We start from the raw sequence: 17631 nt of genomic DNA, 5'->3' as shown, positions 1-17631 counted from the left end.
GGGTACCGCGCGTCGTTCCGCACGGCGTCCGGCGCATCTTTTCGTCAGGTTAAGCGTTACCGCAAAGCGATGGGCTGTCTGATGGAGTAACCTGATGAGAAAGCGTGTCCGCCATGGTCGTCCACAAAGTACGGCTTCCCTATTTCAAACAACTAGTATTGCGATCCTCGCCTTGCTCGTGGCTCGTGCATTCGTGAAGCGAGAACATATCGAAGCCGGGCCTGCCAAGGCTGGAGACCACGCGCTCCATCAGGAGCTCGGGCGATTTGCAGCCGTTCCGGAGCAAATACCGGCCCGCGGCTTGCGTGATGTGTTCTGGCGCGTCATCCACGAGGTCAGCGACGATCGCATTACGCTCGTTGCCGCAGGCGTGACCTTTTATCTTCTGCTTGCGCTCTTTCCCGCACTTGCAGCACTCGTTTCGCTCTATGGCTTCGTTGCCGATCCCGCGAGCATCAGTGATCATCTCCGTTCACTTGCCCTTCTCCTTCCCCCCGGCTCCTTTGATATGATCGCCGAGCGGCTGAAGGATCTCGTCGAGCGGCGGAGCGAGACGCTGAGCGTGGCGTTGTTTCTCGGTTTGGGGGTCGCCTTGTGGAGCACGCATAGTGGAACATTGGCGCTCTTCGATGCGATGAATGTTGCTTATGAAGAAGCCGAAAAGCGCGGGCTAGTCCGCCTCAATCTCATCGCGCTCTGTTTTACGCTATGTGCAATATTGGCGGCCATATTGGTCATTGGATCGGTCGCCATCATGCTGCTGGCTCTGTCTTTGCTTTGGCTCGACCAGTGGAAGGAGAACCTCGTGCTGATCCTGCGCTGGCCAATTCTGTTGGTTCTCATGATTATTGCAGTGACGGCAATCTACCGGTTCGGTCCAAGCCGGGAACCGGCGAAGGTGCGATGGCTCACCTGGGGAGCCGCACTGGCGACCGCCGGCTGGATCGCCATGTCCCTGCTGTTCTCTATCTACCTCAAGAACTTTGCCAACTACGATGCCACCTATGGCACGCTTGGCGCTCTGATCGGCTTTCTGATCTGGATCTGGCTGTCCGTGGTGATCTTGCTGGTCGGGGCGGAAGTCAACGCGGAACTGGAGCACCAGACGGCGGTTGACACAACCATCGGCCCCGCCCTTCCCATGGGCAGTCGCGGCGCTCACGTTGCCGATACGATCGGGAAATCCTTCACCTGAGCGGCAGTGAAACATTCGATGATGTTGCGGTCAAAATGTCTGGCCGCTTGCCACTCGACGATCCTGGTCTTATATAGTCATTATAGTCACAATGGTCAGAAAGAAACGAGCAATGCGACCAACACCAAGCGAGCAAAATTGGACTGTCGCCAGCGCAAAGGCGAAACTTTCCGAGGTCATCGAATGCGCGCAATCCGCGCCGCAGACAATTACGCGAAACGGCAAGCCAAGTGTCGTCGTCGTCTCTGCCGAAGAGTGGCATCGGAAGACTGCGCGCAAAGGCACGCTTGCAGAATTTCTGATGGGGTCACCCCTGCGCGGCGCCGATCTGGACCTCGAACGTCAGCGCGACGACCCGCGTGATCTTTCGCTGTGAGACTGCTGCTAGACACCAATGTCCTGTCTGAGGTGACAAGACCGCGCCCTGATGCGCATGTTTTGAAATGGCTAGATGGTCTCGACGAGGATCGCTCCTTCATCAGTGTCGTATCGATCGCGGAGATCCGGCGCGGGGTTGCATTGATGGATAGCGGGCGGAAGCGCGACGCGCTGACTGAATGGCTTGCCCAGGACCTGCCGCAACGCTTCGAGCATCGTGTCCTCCCTGTGAACGAACCGGTTGCCGTGGCCTGGGGCGATCTGATGGGCCTCGCAAAGCGGAACGGCCGCGGCCTGTCGTCCATGGACGGCCTGATCGCTGCCACGGCGATTGCCCATGATCTTACCCTTGCAACGCGCAACATAAGAGATTTCGAAGGCTTTGGGATTGAGCTGGTCGATCCGTGGGTGGTATGACATCCATAGTGGACGGCAACGCTGGAAGCTCGCGCATGCCGGAATATGGCAAGCATGGCCGCCGCCTCGAATGCGCCAATTCAGATCGGCCGCAGAACCGCTAAGCTTCGGGCTTCGAGCTGCAGGCTTTGCTCGGCGATTGCTTCTACGCCCCTCGCCATCGGATCCGATGTGGTGAGTTCCAAAACCCAGCTTTTGTCATCGGGCAGGCTGAAGTCGACATTTTCATCCTGAGGATTGAACAGGAGCAGCACGTCGTCCCACCCTTCCTCGAAGGGGTGCTTGCGTGACAGACGCAGTCCGATGGTCGTGCTTGCCTCATCTTCCCAATGTTCTTCGGCATGCTCGCCACCGCCGGGATTGAGCCAGATGACGATCAAGCCATCGCGCCAATTCTCCCGCCTGAAGATCGAATGATCCTGTCGTAAAACTATCAGACGTTTGGTGAAGGTGCGCAGGGCTTCGGCACTCTCATAGGGTACCTCCCAATGTAGCCAGCTAAGCTCGTTATCCTGGCAATAGCCGTTATTGTTGCCCATCTGGCTGCGGCCGAACTCGTCGCCGGCGAGCAACATCGGCGTCCCATGCGACAGGAACAAGGTCGCCATGAAATTCCGCTTCTGACGATCTCGCGTCGTGTTGATGCCCTCGTCTTCCGTTGGCCCTTCGGCACCGTAGTTGAAACTGCGGTTGTCGTTGTGGCCGTCCTCGTTGTCCTCGCCATTGGCCTCGTTGTGCTTGTCGTTGTAAGAGACGAGATCGTTGAGGGTAAAGCCGTCGTGGGCCGCAAAGAAGTTGACGCTCGCCCATGGTCGGCGCCCGCGCAGATCATAGACGTCGCCCGAGCCGAGGATGCGCGCGGCGAAATCTCTCGTCGTGCCCGGGGTGCCGTTCCAGTAGTCGCGGATCGTATCGCGATATTTGTCGTTCCATTCTGCCCAGCCCGGCGGAAAGCCGCCCACATGATACCCGCCGGGGCCGATATCCCACGGCTCGCCTACAAGCTTGATTTTGGAGAGCACCGGATCTTGGCCAACCGCATCAAAAAAGCCGCTGCGCTGGTCGAAGCCTTGCGGTTCCCGGCCGAGAATTGTGCCGAGATCGAAGCGGAAGCCATCAACCTCCATCTCCTCAGCCCAATAGCGAAGCGAGTCCGTCACCATCTGCAGTACGCGTGGGTGAGACGTATTGATGGTGTTACCGGTGCCCGTGTCGTTGATGTAGTAGCGTGGCGTGTCGGGCAGAGTGCGATAATATGAAAAATTGTCGATGCCTTTGAACGAGAGGGTCGGGCCAAGCTCGTTGCCTTCGGCCGTATGATTGTAGACGACGTCCAGGATTACCTCGATGCCGCCGTCATGGAAGGCGCGCACCATTTCACGGAAGCCCGCGAAGCCTTTCGGACCGTAGTAGCGCGAAGCCGGTGCAAAGAAGGCGAGCGTATTGTAGCCCCAGTAGTTGCTGACGCCATTGTCGAGCAGATGACCGTCATCCGGAAATGAGTGGATCGGAAGCAGCTCGATCGAGGTGACGCCAAGGCTTTTGACATAGTCGACGATCGCTTTCTGGCCGAGCCCGTCAAACGTGCCGCGCAGTTCCCCTGGAATTGCCGGATGCAGCATCGTCAATCCCTTGACGTGAGATTCATAGAAAATCGTTTGCGACCATGGAACGGACGGCTTTGGGTAGGGAGTTTTATCTCTGCCATTGAGATCGATGACGCGGCACTTCGGCATGAAGGGCGCACTATCCGTCTCGTCGAAAGACAGATCTTTCAGCTCGTCGTCCAGAATGTAGCCGAATTGCGCTTGCGACCATTCGACATTGCCCACCAATTCGCGGGCGTAGGGGTCGATCAGCAGCTTGTTCGGGTTGAAGCGATGACCCCCATCCGGATCAAACGGCCCATGAACACGGTAACCGTATAGACCGCCGGGTTTCAGGTCCGGAATATAGCCATGCCAGATCTCATTGGTGAATTCCGGCAAAACAATCCGCTCGATCTCCCGAGTTCCGGTCTCATCGAAGAGACAGAGTTCCACCTTTTCCGCATAGGCGCTGAAGAGCCCGAAGTTGACGCCCTGCCCGTCGTAATTTGCTCCGAGACGCGTGAAATCGCCTGGCTCGATCGAATATCGCTTTCCGTCTTGTGTCATGCAGGCCTCTTCTTTGATGCACCCACAAACCCCGCAACGACACGTTTTGTTCCGGCACACCGACGGCTGTGGATTGGCCGACAAAATAGTTAGTTGGATGTGACAAGGAAGGAGACGGGAAGTTCCTCAAACAATTGCGCCGCGGAAATATTGCCCGCAACCAGTAACTGACCAGTCAGCAGGTCACGCATTTGCCCGCCAAGTCGCGGCGGTATCGACACCGCCGTGTTCTCCCAGAAATCAGCTCCGGTACCGGCAGCATCCACCAGCCTCGGGACGATCGTGATTGCCGCCTCCTGGTGATGAACTCGGGCAAAAGCGACGAGGTTGTCCGACCGCTGTCCCTTGACCTCAAGGGGATGATAGCTACCCTCGAGAAAGAGTTGAGGATGATTGTTGCGATGGCGCAAGACGCTTCGGATGATCTGCCGTTTCAGGGATGTGGCCCACGGCTTTTCGAAGGGAGATAGGACTTGCACCGCGCCGGCTGCACGATAATCGATTGGCCTTCGGTTATCCGGGTCGACCATACTGAAATCGAGACCCTCAGCCCCCTGGTAGATATCGGGGATGCCAGGGGCGGTGAGCTTGATCAGCAACTGAGACAGGCCGTTCAAATAACCAAGCTTAATAAATGGTTGCAGTGTCTTTCTGAAGTCGCTCAGGAAATCGTGGTTTTGAGGCGAAAGCAAAGCGGCGGTGTAATCCAAAACTGCCTTTTCATATTCGGGCTTTTCCTCCATCCAATCCGTTCGCAACTTCGCCTCGCGTATCGCCTTCAACACAAAGGCCGAAAACCGGTCTTTCAGCTCATCCGTATCGCTTTGCCCGATATCGTCAGGCCAGATTCCTGCCAGTGTCTGATACAACATCCATTCGATATTGGGCTCCGGCGCCGGCCCGTCCGCAAGATCGGTGCGAAAGGTTGCATTCAACGCGCGCCACCGCGCGACACCGTCGATCCAGACGTCAGGATGCAGTGAAAGGCTGTAGAGACGCGCACGCGCGTCTTCTCCGCGTTTCGTGTCATGCGTCGACGTCGCGGAAAGCCCATACGGCTGGCGCTGAAGTCGATCCGCCATCGCTTGGTGAAAGGCGGCAACGCCACGCGGCGGCTTTGCGGGTTCGCCACCGACCTCATTCATCGCGATCAGGCGATTGTACCGATAAAACAGCGTATCTTCGACGGCCTTTGCCATGACCGGACCGCTGAGTTGCTGAAATCTGGCTCGAAACTCCACAACCCGGTCATCCGCGTTTTCTCCGCGCAACAGGCTGCCGATCGCGTCCAAAGCGTCCACCGCTGGCAATCTGGCTCGCGCCTTTTCTATCGCCATACAAAGGACCGCATCATCCGCCGCAGACAGAGCTCCCCGGTAACCATAAGTACGATAGACCGGAAAGGCGACCAACAGCTCCCGAAGCGCCGACAACACTTCCGCTCCGCTGACTCTAGGAAAAATCGACTTGCCCAACCTGGTCAGGCGCGCCATCTCGCCGGCGAAATTGCGCTCGACCATCAGCAGCTTCGCGTTGCGCAAACCAGTGGCAAAGTCGGAATGCTCATTGTCGACGGTCGCGTATGCTGCCTCGATTTTTTGTAAGCCCTCGTCTGCAACGAAGAGGTCCGCCATGGCGGAGATGAATTCGTATCCGGTGGTGCCCGACACGGGCCAGCCCGTCGGCAGGTTCTCGCCGCGGCCAAGGATTTTCTCAACCACGATGAACGTGTCGGCACCGACCGCCCGCCGCAAGCGTTCAAGATAGGTTTTCGGATCCGCAAGCCCGTCGATATGATCGATGCGCAAACCCTGTACTTGACCGGACCGGACCAGTTCTATCGTCAGCCGATGCGTGTCTTCAAAGACTCGCTCGTCTTCCACCCTTATGCCGACCAGTCCCGCAACCTCGAAGAAGCGGCGGTAGTTGAGGTGCCGTGCGGCATCTTTCCAAAAGAGCAATTGCCAGTGCTGCTTTTGGATCAGCTCTTTCATTTTCGCGGCATCCCGTGAGAAAGCCTGCAATCGCTCGGTATCCCCGCCTGTCTGCGCCATCATAAATTGGGCGCTGCCTTCGGAGAGCGGAAAGCAATTGTCGAAATGAGCCAATTGCAAAGGACCTACGGTGGGATCGTAACGGAGCTGAAGCTCGCCGGCCGCGAGGGCTTCTTCAAGAGGCTTACCAAGCCACGGCAATGTCAACTTCTCGCTCCAATCGATGTCGAAATGGCCGGCATAAATGCTTTTCGGCCCATGTCGTAGCACGTCGCGCCACCAGCCGTTTTCGAGCGAGGCAGCCATATGGTTCGGAACGATATCGACGATGAGGCCGAGTCCGGCTCTTTGCAAACTTGCCGTCAGCATGTCGAACCCCTTGCGACCGCCTATCGCCGGGTCGATCCCGTTTGGATCGGTGATGTCGTAGCCATGCGTCGACCCTTTCGTAGCCGTGAAGATTGGCGAGAGGTAGAGGTGGCTGATGCCGAGGTCTTGCAGATAAGGAACAAGCTCGCACGCCCGGTCGAAAGTGACGTCGCCGCGACATTGCAGGCGGTAGGTGGAGGTCGGAGCACGCATAGCTTTCCCCTACATAAGAATGGCTTTTATCAACGGAGCCAAACAAGATCTGTTCCGGCTGAGGAACACTCGCCGACAGGATGCGTTGGACGACGTGCAGAATTCAAAGCGACGACACGGGCGGAGAGGACATGCAAAACAGCTTCACATTCGGGCCTGATATCAAGGCGCATTCCGTCACGTTCCGCCTCTGGGCACCGCTGCAGGACCGTGTGAAGGTCAGGATCGAGCAGGACGGGGAATGGGAGATGCGCCGGCAGCAGGACGGATGGCATATCGCTGATGTATCGCAGGCACGCCCGGGAGATCTTTACAAGTTCGTGCTCTCCGACGGTCTGGAAGTGCCGGATCCGGCATCGCGTTTCCAGCCAAACGATGTTCATGGCCCAAGCGAACTAATCGATCAGACGTTCGAGTGGCGCATGGAGCGTTGGAAAGGCCGGCCTTGGGAGGAAATCGTCATCTACGAACTGCATGTCGGAGCGTTTACGGAAACCGGCACCTTCCTGTCCGCCATCGAGAAGCTCGATCATCTGCAACGGCTCGGCATCACGGCGATCCAGCTCATGCCGCTCAGTGATTTTTCGGGGCGATATGGCTGGGGCTATGACGGCGTCCTGCCCTATGCGCCGGACAGCAGCTATGGTCGTCCCGAAGATCTGAAAATGCTTGTCCACGCAGCACATGAGCGTGGCATCTGCGTTTTCCTGGACGTCGTCTATAACCACTTCGGCCCGGACGGAAATTACCTGTCCACTTACGCACCGATCTTCAGCAACCGGCACAAAAGCCCCTGGGGCAATGGTCTCAACTATGATGGCGAGGGCAGCCGCTTCGTACGCGATTTTGTCATCCAGAACGCCATCTACTGGTTAAGCGTGTTTCGCATGGATGGTCTGCGGCTCGATGCCGTTCATGCAATCAAGGACGACAGCGATCCGCATGTCCTGAACGAGCTGGCCGACAGCGTCAGACAGGCGCTCCCCGATCGCCACATCCATCTCATCCTTGAGAATGAGGACAACAATTCAGGTCTTTTGGCTCGCGATCCTCATGGCAAGCCGTCTCACTTCACGGCCCAATGGAACGACGATATCCACCATGCCCTCCACGTGGCAGCGACCGGCGAGACCTTCGGCTACTACCGCGACTATGTCGATTATCGATCGCACATAGGCCGGGCGCTTGCCGAGGGCTTCGTATTTCAAGGGGAACACATGGGGTATCGAGGGCGATCCCGAGGATCGCCCAGCGCCGGTCTGCCGCCAACGGCCTTTATTTCCTTCATGCAGAACCACGACCAGATCGGCAACAGGGCCATGGGCGACCGTATGGTCACTTCCCATTCGATTGAAGCCATAAAAGCAATCGCGGCCGTCTATCTGCTCTCACCGCAAATCCCGATGCTGTTCATGGGCGAGGAATGGGGTGCCATCACACCTTTTCCCTTCTTTTGCGATTTCGACGAGGAACTGAATAGCAAGGTGAGGCTCGGCCGAAAGGAGGAACTATCACGCCTACCTGGCTTCGATGCAGAGGATGCGCCCGATCCGACCTCAGAGGCCACTTTTCGCAGCGCAAAGCTGCGTTGGGACGAGGCGGAGCAGGACAAGGCACTCAACGCCTATTACGAGCGGCTGATAACGCTCCGGCGCGAAAAGATCGTGCCACTTCTCCCACACGCCCAAGGTCACTCGGCCGTCCACGACAAAAGCGGCTCACTGGTGCGCGTCACCTGGCGACTGGGCCAGGCAAAGCTCGGTCTTATTGCCAATTTGTCGGACCAGGCCGTTGCCGCCACAATCCCTGCCGATGCACAGACGCTCTTTACATCGGGCAATATTGCCAGCGCTCAAATCGGCCCTTGGACAGTCGCCTGGGGCCTGTCGTCTTAATATCCCGATTCAGTCGAGCATCGGAGAGGCCACTCACCAGATATGCTTGGCCCCATGGCCGACGTTAGGCCGCTCCGATTTCGCAAGACGGCTACACTTTAAGTGCCCCCGCTGTTATGGTCATCGCGACTTGGTTGAGGAGGAAGAGTGATGTCTCTGCTTGCCTTGCATCATGTATCGATCGTCACCACCGATCTGGAAAAGTCGCTGCCTTTCTATTGCAAGGTGTTCGAGCTTGTTCAAATTCCGCGGCCGAATTTTCCGGTGGATGGAGCTTGGCTTGCCTGTGGCAGCCTGCAGATCCATCTCATCGTCAATCCCGAAGGCACGTTTCGCAAGAATCCCGCGATCGACCGCAATGATTGGCATTTCGCCTTTCGTACGGATGACTTCGAGGGTGTTGTCGAACGGCTGAAAACCCTCGGCTTTCGAGAGGACCTGCCTCAAGGCGATCCAAAGTGCCTGCTGATCTTTCGCACCGGCCATGCTGATTTCCCGCAGCTCTACCTTCGCGATCCTGATTTGAATATTGTGGAGGTCAATGGAGCGCCGTAGGCGGCGCGATCCGAGATAGGGCGGGTTACCGCCGCACGCTCTCCTTCATCGTCGATGGAACAATGTGTTCCGGCCGTGGGTTACATTCACCATGGCGGGATCGAAGAGCGCTGCTCACCTCCCGGCGGTGAGACCGGCGAAATGCCGGAACGCCAGTTCCATAGGAGACCAGCGATGAAACATCAGCAACCACGTGACGGCGCGCCGGGAACGACCGACCAGTCCCCGAGATGGGAAGGCCCGGCAGGCTCCAAGCCCGCAGGTTACCTTCCTGCCAAGGATGGCGGGGAAGCAACGCGTGACGCCAATGACGAGAACGTCAATCATCCACGCAAGCGGAAGGTCTCCGATGCGCTGAAGCAAAAAGGCGATGACTGAGAGCGGCCTGCAATTGGGACAGGAACCAAGTGCCGTCGATACCGGCGCAGCATGCGCCGGAGCCGCGCTAGCATCAGGGCAATTGCCGATCGCTGCTGGCCCTACCCCACCCGAGGCAACCGGTTCGAAAGCCCCATCAACAATGGGAGACGAATCTGAAGTCGTTTACCTCGCGGCGTTGGATAGCGGGATTACCCGCAGGAAGGGCAAAAAAGGCTTTCTCTATTACGATCAGCGGGGAAACCGGATCAACGATGAGGCGGAACTCCAGCGCTTTGCCGCACTCGTCATTCCTCCCGCCTATACCGACGTCATTATTTCGCCCGATCCGAGATCGCATTTGCAAGCCGTCGGCCGCGATGCCAGGGGGCGGAAACAATATCGTTATCATCCGAATTGGATTGCGGATCGCGATCGGGAAAAATTCGCGCAACTGGTGGAGTTCGCTCGGGCATTGCCTGATATCCGCAAACGGATCGATATCGATCTCCGCCGCAGGAAGCCCGGATTGGCGAAGGCGCTCGCCACCGTCGTCTGGCTGATGGACAAGCTTTTCATCCGCATCGGCAACGAGGCCTATGCGATGGAAAATGGCTCCTATGGGCTGACCACCTTGCGCAGCAGGCATGTCAAACTGGTTGGATCGCGCCTGCAGTTTCGCTTCAAGGGCAAATCCGGCAAGGAATGGCGATTGAGCTACACCGACCGCCGCATCATACGCGCCATACGCATGCTGCAGGAACTGCCGGGCCAGCATCTGTTCCAATATGTCGATGAGAACGGTGTTCTCCACCCGATCCGCTCGCAAGACGTCAATGCCTATATTCGCGAGGCCGCGGCTGGCAACTTCAGCTCACGGCAATTCCGGATCTGGGGCGCCACGCGGATGGCAGCTTCGGCACTGGCGATCATCGAACCCGGCAGCAGCGCCGCAGTGCGGGCAAGGCAGATCAACGAAATCATCGATGCAGTGGCAGGGAAGCTTGTGAACACGCGCGCCGTCTGCCGCGGATCCTACATACATCCAGGCGTGTTCGACGGTTTCGAGAATGGCAGCCTGGCGAAAATCGCCGAGACGAAAGTGAGGAAGAATTCCAGCATTCTGAAATGGCTGGATGAAGACGAGGTGGCGGTGCTGCGCTGGCTGGAAGAGCTGGAGTGACTGCAGGGGGGCGGCACCAAGTCGGCGGTAAGCAATATACGGTCATCATGGCGTCAGCCATCACTTCTTGGAAACATCCGTCGGTGACCAGCTTGTCGTCTATTTTCTTGCGAACCAATAAGGCTTCACCGCAGCGCGCCCTTGAGCTGCGTTATCCGGCTCAGGACTTTGAGGCGTGCTCCGGCTTTCCCTTCCGCTTGGTGGACGCCATGTCGTGAAGTTCCTTCTCGCTCATGGAATCGACCATGCTCTTGGAAGCGCCTTTCAATTCGCTCTTTTTCTTTTCGCCGCGTTTGGCAGCGAGGGCCGCACCGGCGGCCTTCTGTTGAGACTTCGATTTTGCAGGCATCGTGGACCTCCTTCGATTAATAGTCCTCCGGCAGCAGAGCATCCCGTCTTCGGATCATCTGAAAACGGATAAGGCGCTTGAGATTCAAGAGACTAAAGCGATCTTTTACACGTTCAAATGAACGCATGGCGCATTAGAAAGCACGGCAAGCGCGCGCCTGAGGCACCGCCTTTGCCCTGCGCTCCGCGTGCGAAGTCTTTCTTCCCTGCACGCGCCATTACCTTTCTCCTCACCCGGCAAATCGCAGCAGGATGACGAGAACCACGGCCACCAGGCCACCGATGAAAACCAGACGCTGCCAACGGCGCTTCAGAATGATCTCGCCCTGCCGGACATCCTGAGCCGCGAATGTCAGAGGTTCCGCTCGCTTCTGGTCTGTCTTCTTATCGTCATTCATTTTTGCCTTACCTGTGTTCCGGCGAAGCCGCGATCTTACGTGCCCGCCATCTGCCGGCAGGTCTCGGCGCACTTACGGCAGGCGTCAGCACACTCCGCCATATCGCCGATCCGTTCACAATCGGCAGCACATTCGCCGCAGATCTCCGCGCATTCGCGGCAAACATGCGGATGGTGCCTTGAAGCGATCAGCATGAAATGTGCCGACGTGCGGCATATCTCCGCACAAGCCATCATCAACCTGAAATGCTGCGGCTCGGTATGCTCGCCACCGGCTTCCAGGCAATGGTTCATCGCCGTGGACAAACAAACGCTGTAGCAGCGCAGGCAGTTTTCGACACATTGCTGCATCTTGCTATCCAAATGCATTGTCGTCTCCTTTGGGCTATTGCGTCTGGTACGTGCCTGTGACGCTCGCTTCCGCGAGCACATGCTTCTTCGCCTCAGCCCACATCGCACCTATGCCGGCAGCATCGGGAATCGAAAGCCTCGGGACGTCGAGGGCGACAAGACGAAAAATGTAGTGATGAGGACGATCGCCGGGCGGCGGTTGCGGGCCGTCGTAGCGAGCATTGCCGAAATCATTCCTGTAGAACCGCGTCGCCCGATCCGGCGCCGTATCGGCGCTTTCGGTGAGATCGGTCCATTGCGCCGGGATGTTGGCGATGCCGCAGTGGTGAAAGGTGCCGCTCGGAGCGTCCGGATCTTCGACGATCAGAGCGAAACTCCTGGTTCCATTTGGAGCGCCGCTCCAGGCAAGCGGCGGAAAAAGGTTCTCGCCCGCTCGCGCATATTTCCGGGGGATCGGCTGATCCTGCACAAACGCTTTGCTGATCAATGTCAAAGCCATGACATTCTCCTTTTACTGTTGGGGATAGCCGTTCTTTCGACAGGCTTTCTTCACCTGCTCATTGCGGCAAAGATCTGCGGCCGCGTCGAATATCGGCTTCATAGTCGAACCCCTGCGCGTTCTCATTGTTCCCCTGCAATTCCGGAGGAGCGTTTCTGCGCGAAGTTCCAATCTTAATGGCATCAATCATATTTCCGCGCGGCCGTGGGAACATTCCGCTTTTGCGAGAGTTGCGTCGCAATAAGCCGAACAAATCCTCCCAATCATTATTATCCGCCGCAGCCGAGGCTGCGGCGACCAATACGCGCCTTATGTGTAAGTGCCGGCTCCCTTCCCCAGACAAAATCCATTCCACCTCGCCTATCAATGGCGGCTGATGAATTTCGTGAACCAGCTTTTGTCGCCGCTTTCCGTCTTCTCCTGGTAGAGAAAGGCGAGTTCGTTCTCGTCGAAGATCCGGAAAAACTCCTCCCAGGAAATCTCTTCGAGCGTCTCTTCAGGCCTGCCGAAATCAATCCGCAAAATTCCGCCCTTCTTCGCACCTTTGACCCGGGCTGGGCGGCCATTCCTGGCTTTCACCCAATTACGGATTTTGTCGTGTTCCGTCGTCGTTTGAGATGCGCTCATCTCAGCCTCCTCTTTGTCGTGACTACCCGGTCTAAGCTGGCAAGCCCGCCATTGTTCCCGCCCCTCGGCATTTTGATTGCGATCCATACAACCGAAGTCGCGGGCCCTATGCCTGCCGCTTCTATAGGCAACAAACGCCCCCCTGACGGGTTTGGTCGAATAGACCGAATAGAACAGGAGTTTCGGTGATGACCGTTATCAAGTTTTCGAAGGCTTGGCGGGAGGAGAGCAATCCGGAGGCCGAGTTTCGCACCGTCGACGACTTCGGGCTGCATATGTTTTGCTTCCTCGCCGACTATGAGTTCGACGGCAGGATCTTCAGCGTCAGCTTTTGGGCATATGACATAGCCGACGCCGAGCGGCGCGTTGCGCGCATGCGAGGCAGCCTCAACCTTCAGGGACAGATTTTTTGTGAGGCATGAAGTGACCGAGGCCGGGCACGATCCAAGAGACGAACTGGCGGGAACAAGACGAGCTGCTGATGGATTTATATTCCTGACGCCTCATGGCTTGATTTTCACCCAGCAACACTGGGCTGCACTTCCACAAGGAGAATTTCCGATGCTCAGGTCTCTGTTCAGAGAATTCGCCGGGGCGGGTGGCAAATTAGATGATCCCTGTCCCAGCCTCGCATCGTTTCGGAACAGGTGCAATGTCCTCGTGATCTTCGAGGACTCCAACGACGACCGGCCGATCAGGCAGGAGGAGGAGCTTCTACATCATGAAAAGAACCTGACCGATCGTAACGTGACCGTGCTGAGGGTCGCCGGCGGCGGAGTCTTTCAGCTCTTCGAGGAACCGTACGAACTCAATGCCGACGATATACGCCGCGATCTGCAAGGTCCGGAAAACGACGAATTCGAAATGGTATTGGTCGGAACGGATGGCATGACCAAACTCAGATCCTATGCACCTCTGCCGACAGTCGTCATTCTGGGCGTCCTCGATGCACTCCCGCCATCGATATCATAGTTCGAAGCGGCGAGAGCCGGCATGGTCCGCGTCCCTGAACAGGACATTTGGCGATCCGAGCATGCGGTTGGAGCATGTATCGAACATCTGCGGAAACCGGTTGTTCCCAAAGCTCTTCCCATCGCTCCGCCAATCACGTGACTGCGATTGCCGAAGGGGTATAATCAGCGGCCGATCGCAGGTGACGCGCCGAATACACGCAGCCTCGATATCAGGACACGGCAACAGCGGCGTTGGACCATAGAGCGGCGACAATATTGGTTGTGGCTACCTTGGCGTGTGGATAGGGTGGGTCCCATGCGACCTCTACCGTCCGGGAGATGATGATGGGGAAAGGAAAGGCGATGGCGGCTGACGAAACGGTTTCTTTGGTCTCCGTGTCAGCATCAGATTCCGAGGGGGCAGCGAACGAAGACGAACCTACTCCGAGTAGAAGCTTGAGCGAGAATCTCACCCAGCAATTTGGACCGCAGGCACCTTCGGCGGATGCCTGGCTGGTCGCCATCGTTGAAAATTCCGATGACGCGATCATCAGCAAGACCCTTGGCGGCATCATCACAAGCTGGAACCGGGGCGCCGAACGCCTGTTCGGATTTACGGCGGCAGAAATGATCGGCCAGCCGATTACCATTCTGATCCCGGATGAGCGACTTCACGAGGAAACAACGATCATCGGCCGAATCCGCCGAGGCGAACGGGTCGATCACTATGAGACGGTGCGCCGACGCAAGGGTGGCAGCCTGGTCGATGTCTCCCTCACCGTGTCGCCGATCCGCAATCAGGACGGCTCGATCATCGGAGCGTCGAAAATCGCGCGGGACATTTCCGAGCGCAAACGTGAACACGAACGCCAGACGCTGCTGCTGCGGGAGATGAACCATCGCATCAAGAATCTGTTCGCAATCACCAATGCATTGATCACGATGAGCCAGCGTTCGGCCACGAGTGCGCAGGATCTCGCCGACAATCTGCGCAAACGGATCGTCTCCTTGGCTCGCGCTCATGATCTGACATTGCCGGATCTTTCCGGAGATGTAGCCGCTCGATCGTCGACGACTCTCTTTTCCCTCTTTGACGCGGTTCTTGCCGTTCATCGGGAGGATGACCGGCAGAGGATACAGATTCATGGATCGGATGCGCCGGTTGGGGGCTCCGCGCTGACATCCTTGGCATTGCTGTTACATGAATTCGCCACCAACGCGATCAAATACGGGGCGCTTTCCCTCCCGGAGGGACAAATCAGAATCGACCTAGCGACGGACGGCGAGCTCAGCCTCATCTGGACTGAAACCGGCGGCCCGGCTGTTACAGCGCCTGGGCCGAGCTCAGGCTTCGGATCCCAACTTGAGCGGGTGACCGTCGAAGGTTCGCTCAACGGATCGATCACACGGGAATGGAGGCCGGAAGGGCTTCGAATTCATTTGCGAGTTCCGATTGAGAACCTGACGCGCTGATCTCGCTCGGCGCACGAAGCGCGCGCCGATTGCCTCGACACGACCGCCAACCGATTGCTGTGTGTCGGCAAAAAATCGGCGGCGGTCCGGCCGGGTCCTGCAAATGGGCTCAGCGCTCCAATTCAATGATGGCGCAGTCATAGCCATCCAGATCGAGCCCGCCGGCGACAGCCTTTCCATTATCGAGAAGGTTCTTGCCGGGCGCCACGGCGGTGAGGCTAGCGGGCTGATCGGTGTAGTTCTGGATGAACAGCAGCCTGCGCTCGTCATTCATGCGCATGGTGACCTCGACGCCATCAGGAAGATCGTCCACCAGCGGCTGCACACCTGCCGCCGGGAACAGCCGTTCGGCCAGTGCAGCCGTCAGCTCGGGCGTGAGATAGGTGCCGACATAGACGACCTGACCTTTGCCAACCTTGCGCGACGTCGCCATGGGCAGACCGTCCGCATAGCGATTGGACCAGGCGGAGACGACCTCGACATCCGGGTCGACCAAGAGGTTTTCGTAGAAGTGTCCGGCGGGCAGTTCCTGGTTGCCGATCTTGAAACGGCGCGTCCTGCGATGGGATTCAGCGGGCTTGTTTGGCGGCACCACCAGGCCCCCGGATCGCTCCATCACGTCGAACAGTCCGTTGGCGCCCGGCGCAGCGAGACGACCGAAGTCTTCGACCCGTACGCCGGTGAGGTTGGAAAGAGACGTGCCCGGGGCCGTCTGCCGGATGACGTGATTGTCCTCATTCCGCGTTCCGGTGCGTGCGCCGATAACGACTGTGCCGCCCTGCTCCGCAAACGCTTTGAGTTTTTCGGTCCATTCATCCTTCCACATCACCCAATGTGGAACATAGAACAGCTTCAGCTTCGACAGATCATCCTCAGGATGGATGAAGCCGCAAGCGATGCCGCGATCGTAACAATACTGGTGCAGCAGAACCGCATCGTCTTGCGGGCTTGGCAGTCCGATCGAGTAGGTCTTATGGGCTTCCTGATTGTCGAAATCCGAACCGGCAATGCCCACATCCATACGCACGTAGGTGCCAAGGATCTTGTCCTTCAGCGCCGTCATTTCGGTCGCAAACTGCTTGGCTTCGTCATAGCGATGGCGGCCGACGTCGTCGTGGTCGATGATGCCCATCCAGTAGATCTCGGCGCCGAAATGGGCCGGACGCCAGCGGAAGAACATCAGCCCGTCAGCACCATGCGCGACCGATGACATGGCCATGCGCCGAAGCTCGCCCGGCTCTGGCGTCAGCGTGCAGAAGCCCGGCTGGCTGCCGAAGCCGGACTGTTGCTCCGGCACGATGTAGTTCCCCGAAAAGCCGCGGCATATATCCAGGTGCAGTGCCTGAACCTTTGCGTGATTTCCGATGCGCTGAAACTCATCGTAGAGCATCGGATAGATGTCGTAGCCGACGAAATCGAGATCCGTGGTGAACTGACCGCGGAAGTCGATATCCCGCAAGCCTCCGAGATTGTGGAAGACGAACCACGACGGGTTCGTGGCCCGCAGAATCTCGACCTGATCGTGCTGAAACCGTGCGGTCGCAAATGCGAGGAAGCGGTGGTAATCCTGCACATGGCCGGGACTGGGGAAGGTCGGGCCGAATTCGATCGGAAGCACGACCTGGTCAAAACTGTCATAGGCAGTTGCCCAGAAGTCACCGCCCCATGCAGCGTTCAGCTTGCCGATATCGCCGTACTTCTCGGCGAGAAAGATTTGAAATTCGCTCAATGTCGCCTTTGAATAGCTCTCCGGCATGCTCGTGTTTAGCTCATTGTCGGTCTGCCAGCCGACAACATACCGATTGTCCCGATAGTGTTCGGCCATCGCCTTGGTGATGCGCCGGCTGTGTTCGCGGAACACAGGGCTTGCCGTATCGCAATGCTGACGCGATCCATGGCTCATCGGACGGCCTTTGCCATCCACGCGCAGGATCTCCGGATGGGCAACGGTCAGCCAGCGCGGCGGCGTGGCCGTCGGCGTGCACATGATGGTATCGATCCCGTATCGCCCGAGCATGGTTATGGCGCGGTCGAACAGATCGAAATCAAAGGTGCCAAGCCTGGGCTCGAGGATATGCCAGGCGAATTCCGCCATTCTCACCACATTGAAGCCCGCCTTCGCCATGCGCTCGGCATCGCGCTCCCAGTAGCTTTCGTCGACATGCTCGGGGTAATGGGGGGCACCGACGAGAAAGCGGTCGGTCTTAACGGTATTCCAAGCGGATGGCGTCGCAGCAATGTTCTTGTCAGACACGGTCTTATTTCCCGAAT

At 57.8% G+C, this 17631-nt stretch carries 18 protein-coding genes; 10 read left to right on the top strand and 8 right to left on the bottom strand.

Going from position 1 to position 17631, the window contains the following annotated elements:
* Positions 1-94 precede the first annotated feature (94 nt).
* From N2601_RS22665 to N2601_RS22655, 3 genes are all read left to right on the top strand, one after another.
* Positions 95-1195, top strand: a complete 1101-nt coding sequence (locus N2601_RS22665) for a YihY/virulence factor BrkB family protein (RefSeq protein ID WP_445945030.1) — start codon at positions 95-97, stop codon at positions 1193-1195.
* 112 nt (positions 1196-1307) lie between these two features.
* On the top strand, positions 1308-1571 hold the full coding sequence (locus tag N2601_RS22660; protein ID WP_104826582.1) for a type II toxin-antitoxin system prevent-host-death family antitoxin: 264 nt from the start codon (positions 1308-1310) through the stop codon (positions 1569-1571).
* Positions 1568-1990, top strand: a complete 423-nt coding sequence (locus tag N2601_RS22655; RefSeq protein WP_104826581.1) for a type II toxin-antitoxin system VapC family toxin — start codon at positions 1568-1570, stop codon at positions 1988-1990. The genes N2601_RS22660 and N2601_RS22655 overlap by 4 nt, the downstream gene beginning before the upstream one ends.
* Positions 1991-2070: 80 nt before the next feature.
* Here the strand turns inward: N2601_RS22655 and glgX are convergent, their stop codons facing one another.
* On the bottom strand, positions 2071-4146 hold the full coding sequence (gene glgX, locus N2601_RS22650) for a glycogen debranching protein GlgX (RefSeq protein ID WP_260304998.1): 2076 nt from the start codon (positions 4144-4146) through the stop codon (positions 2071-2073).
* Positions 4147-4235: 89 nt separating this feature from the next.
* Positions 4236-6722 (bottom strand): malto-oligosyltrehalose synthase, encoded by a 2487-nt coding sequence (gene treY, locus N2601_RS22645; RefSeq protein ID WP_260304997.1) that lies wholly within the window; start codon positions 6720-6722, stop codon positions 4236-4238.
* A 131-nt stretch (positions 6723-6853) separates the two neighbouring features.
* Between treY and treZ the strand changes: the two genes are divergently transcribed.
* From treZ to N2601_RS22625, 4 genes are all read left to right on the top strand, one after another.
* Positions 6854-8617, top strand: coding sequence for a malto-oligosyltrehalose trehalohydrolase (treZ, locus tag N2601_RS22640; RefSeq protein WP_260304996.1), 1764 nt, complete (start codon positions 6854-6856; stop codon positions 8615-8617).
* A 150-nt stretch (positions 8618-8767) separates the two neighbouring features.
* Complete coding sequence (locus N2601_RS22635; protein WP_260304995.1) at positions 8768-9172, top strand: VOC family protein; 405 nt, start codon at positions 8768-8770, stop codon at positions 9170-9172.
* A gap of 174 nt (positions 9173-9346) precedes the next feature.
* The gene (locus N2601_RS22630) at positions 9347-9550 is read left to right on the top strand and encodes a hypothetical protein (RefSeq protein WP_260304994.1); all 204 of its coding nucleotides are present in this window, start codon (positions 9347-9349) and stop codon (positions 9548-9550) included.
* 142 nt (positions 9551-9692) lie between these two features.
* Positions 9693-10712, top strand: coding sequence for a DNA topoisomerase IB (locus N2601_RS22625; protein ID WP_260304993.1), 1020 nt, complete (start codon positions 9693-9695; stop codon positions 10710-10712).
* 160 nt (positions 10713-10872) lie between these two features.
* Here N2601_RS22625 and N2601_RS22620 read toward each other — a convergent pair whose 3' ends face one another.
* The 5 genes from N2601_RS22620 to N2601_RS22600 form a co-directional block, all read right to left on the bottom strand.
* Entirely contained in the window at positions 10873-11061 is a 189-nt protein-coding gene (locus tag N2601_RS22620) for a DUF3008 family protein (RefSeq protein WP_260304992.1), read from the bottom strand.
* 229 nt (positions 11062-11290) lie between these two features.
* The gene (locus N2601_RS22615; RefSeq protein ID WP_260304991.1) at positions 11291-11458 is read right to left on the bottom strand and encodes a hypothetical protein; all 168 of its coding nucleotides are present in this window, start codon (positions 11456-11458) and stop codon (positions 11291-11293) included.
* Positions 11459-11493: 35 nt separating this feature from the next.
* Positions 11494-11826, bottom strand: coding sequence for a four-helix bundle copper-binding protein (locus N2601_RS22610; RefSeq protein ID WP_260304990.1), 333 nt, complete (start codon positions 11824-11826; stop codon positions 11494-11496).
* Between the two features lie 16 nt (positions 11827-11842).
* A complete protein-coding gene (locus tag N2601_RS22605; RefSeq protein WP_260304989.1) occupies positions 11843-12307 on the bottom strand; it encodes a YbhB/YbcL family Raf kinase inhibitor-like protein in 465 nt (154 codons plus the stop codon).
* A gap of 363 nt (positions 12308-12670) precedes the next feature.
* The gene (locus N2601_RS22600; RefSeq protein ID WP_260304988.1) at positions 12671-12934 is read right to left on the bottom strand and encodes a hypothetical protein; all 264 of its coding nucleotides are present in this window, start codon (positions 12932-12934) and stop codon (positions 12671-12673) included.
* A 188-nt stretch (positions 12935-13122) separates the two neighbouring features.
* On the opposite strand from N2601_RS22600, the gene N2601_RS22595 reads away from it, so the two are divergent.
* The 3 genes from N2601_RS22595 to N2601_RS22585 all read left to right on the top strand — a co-directional run bounded on the left by N2601_RS22595 (position 13123) and on the right by N2601_RS22585 (position 15360).
* Positions 13123-13356, top strand: coding sequence for a hypothetical protein (locus N2601_RS22595; RefSeq protein ID WP_260304987.1), 234 nt, complete (start codon positions 13123-13125; stop codon positions 13354-13356).
* Between the two features lies 1 nt (position 13357).
* Positions 13358-13906, top strand: coding sequence for a DUF4174 domain-containing protein (locus N2601_RS22590; protein WP_260304986.1), 549 nt, complete (start codon positions 13358-13360; stop codon positions 13904-13906).
* A gap of 437 nt (positions 13907-14343) precedes the next feature.
* Positions 14344-15360 (top strand): PAS domain S-box protein, encoded by a 1017-nt coding sequence (locus N2601_RS22585; RefSeq protein WP_260304985.1) that lies wholly within the window; start codon positions 14344-14346, stop codon positions 15358-15360.
* A gap of 109 nt (positions 15361-15469) precedes the next feature.
* Here the strand turns inward: N2601_RS22585 and N2601_RS22580 are convergent, their stop codons facing one another.
* Positions 15470-17614 carry a beta-galactosidase gene (locus N2601_RS22580; RefSeq protein ID WP_260304984.1) on the bottom strand — a complete coding sequence of 715 codons (2145 nt, stop codon included), beginning with the start codon at positions 17612-17614 and terminating at the stop codon, positions 15470-15472.
* Between the last annotated feature and the right edge of the window lie 17 nt (positions 17615-17631).

The organism is Rhizobium sp. CB3060, assembly GCF_025200735.1.
In the GTDB taxonomy this organism is placed as follows: Bacteria; Pseudomonadota; Alphaproteobacteria; order Rhizobiales; family Rhizobiaceae; genus Rhizobium.
Note: the sequence above shows the minus strand (reverse complement) of the source record. Positions and strands in the feature narration are given on the sequence as shown.

What these genes read in the sequence shown, in the direction of transcription:
- N2601_RS22665 (WP_445945030.1), top strand. Translation starts at nt 95, where the DNA reads ATGAGAAAGCGTGTCCGCCATGGTCGTCCACAAAGTACGGCTTCCCTA.
- N2601_RS22660 (WP_104826582.1), top strand. Translation starts at nt 1,308, where the DNA reads ATGCGACCAACACCAAGCGAGCAAAATTGGACTGTCGCCAGCGCAAAG.
- glgX (WP_260304998.1), bottom strand. Translation starts at nt 4,146, where the DNA reads ATGACACAAGACGGAAAGCGATATTCGATCGAGCCAGGCGATTTCACG.
- treY (WP_260304997.1), bottom strand. Translation starts at nt 6,722, where the DNA reads ATGCGTGCTCCGACCTCCACCTACCGCCTGCAATGTCGCGGCGACGTC.
- treZ (WP_260304996.1), top strand. Translation starts at nt 6,854, where the DNA reads ATGCAAAACAGCTTCACATTCGGGCCTGATATCAAGGCGCATTCCGTC.
- N2601_RS22635 (WP_260304995.1), top strand. Translation starts at nt 8,768, where the DNA reads ATGTCTCTGCTTGCCTTGCATCATGTATCGATCGTCACCACCGATCTG.
- N2601_RS22630 (WP_260304994.1), top strand. Translation starts at nt 9,347, where the DNA reads ATGAAACATCAGCAACCACGTGACGGCGCGCCGGGAACGACCGACCAG.
- N2601_RS22625 (WP_260304993.1), top strand. Translation starts at nt 9,693, where the DNA reads ATGGGAGACGAATCTGAAGTCGTTTACCTCGCGGCGTTGGATAGCGGG.
- N2601_RS22620 (WP_260304992.1), bottom strand. Translation starts at nt 11,061, where the DNA reads ATGCCTGCAAAATCGAAGTCTCAACAGAAGGCCGCCGGTGCGGCCCTC.
- N2601_RS22615 (WP_260304991.1), bottom strand. Translation starts at nt 11,458, where the DNA reads ATGAATGACGATAAGAAGACAGACCAGAAGCGAGCGGAACCTCTGACA.
- N2601_RS22610 (WP_260304990.1), bottom strand. Translation starts at nt 11,826, where the DNA reads ATGCATTTGGATAGCAAGATGCAGCAATGTGTCGAAAACTGCCTGCGC.
- N2601_RS22605 (WP_260304989.1), bottom strand. Translation starts at nt 12,307, where the DNA reads ATGGCTTTGACATTGATCAGCAAAGCGTTTGTGCAGGATCAGCCGATC.
- N2601_RS22600 (WP_260304988.1), bottom strand. Translation starts at nt 12,934, where the DNA reads ATGAGCGCATCTCAAACGACGACGGAACACGACAAAATCCGTAATTGG.
- N2601_RS22595 (WP_260304987.1), top strand. Translation starts at nt 13,123, where the DNA reads ATGACCGTTATCAAGTTTTCGAAGGCTTGGCGGGAGGAGAGCAATCCG.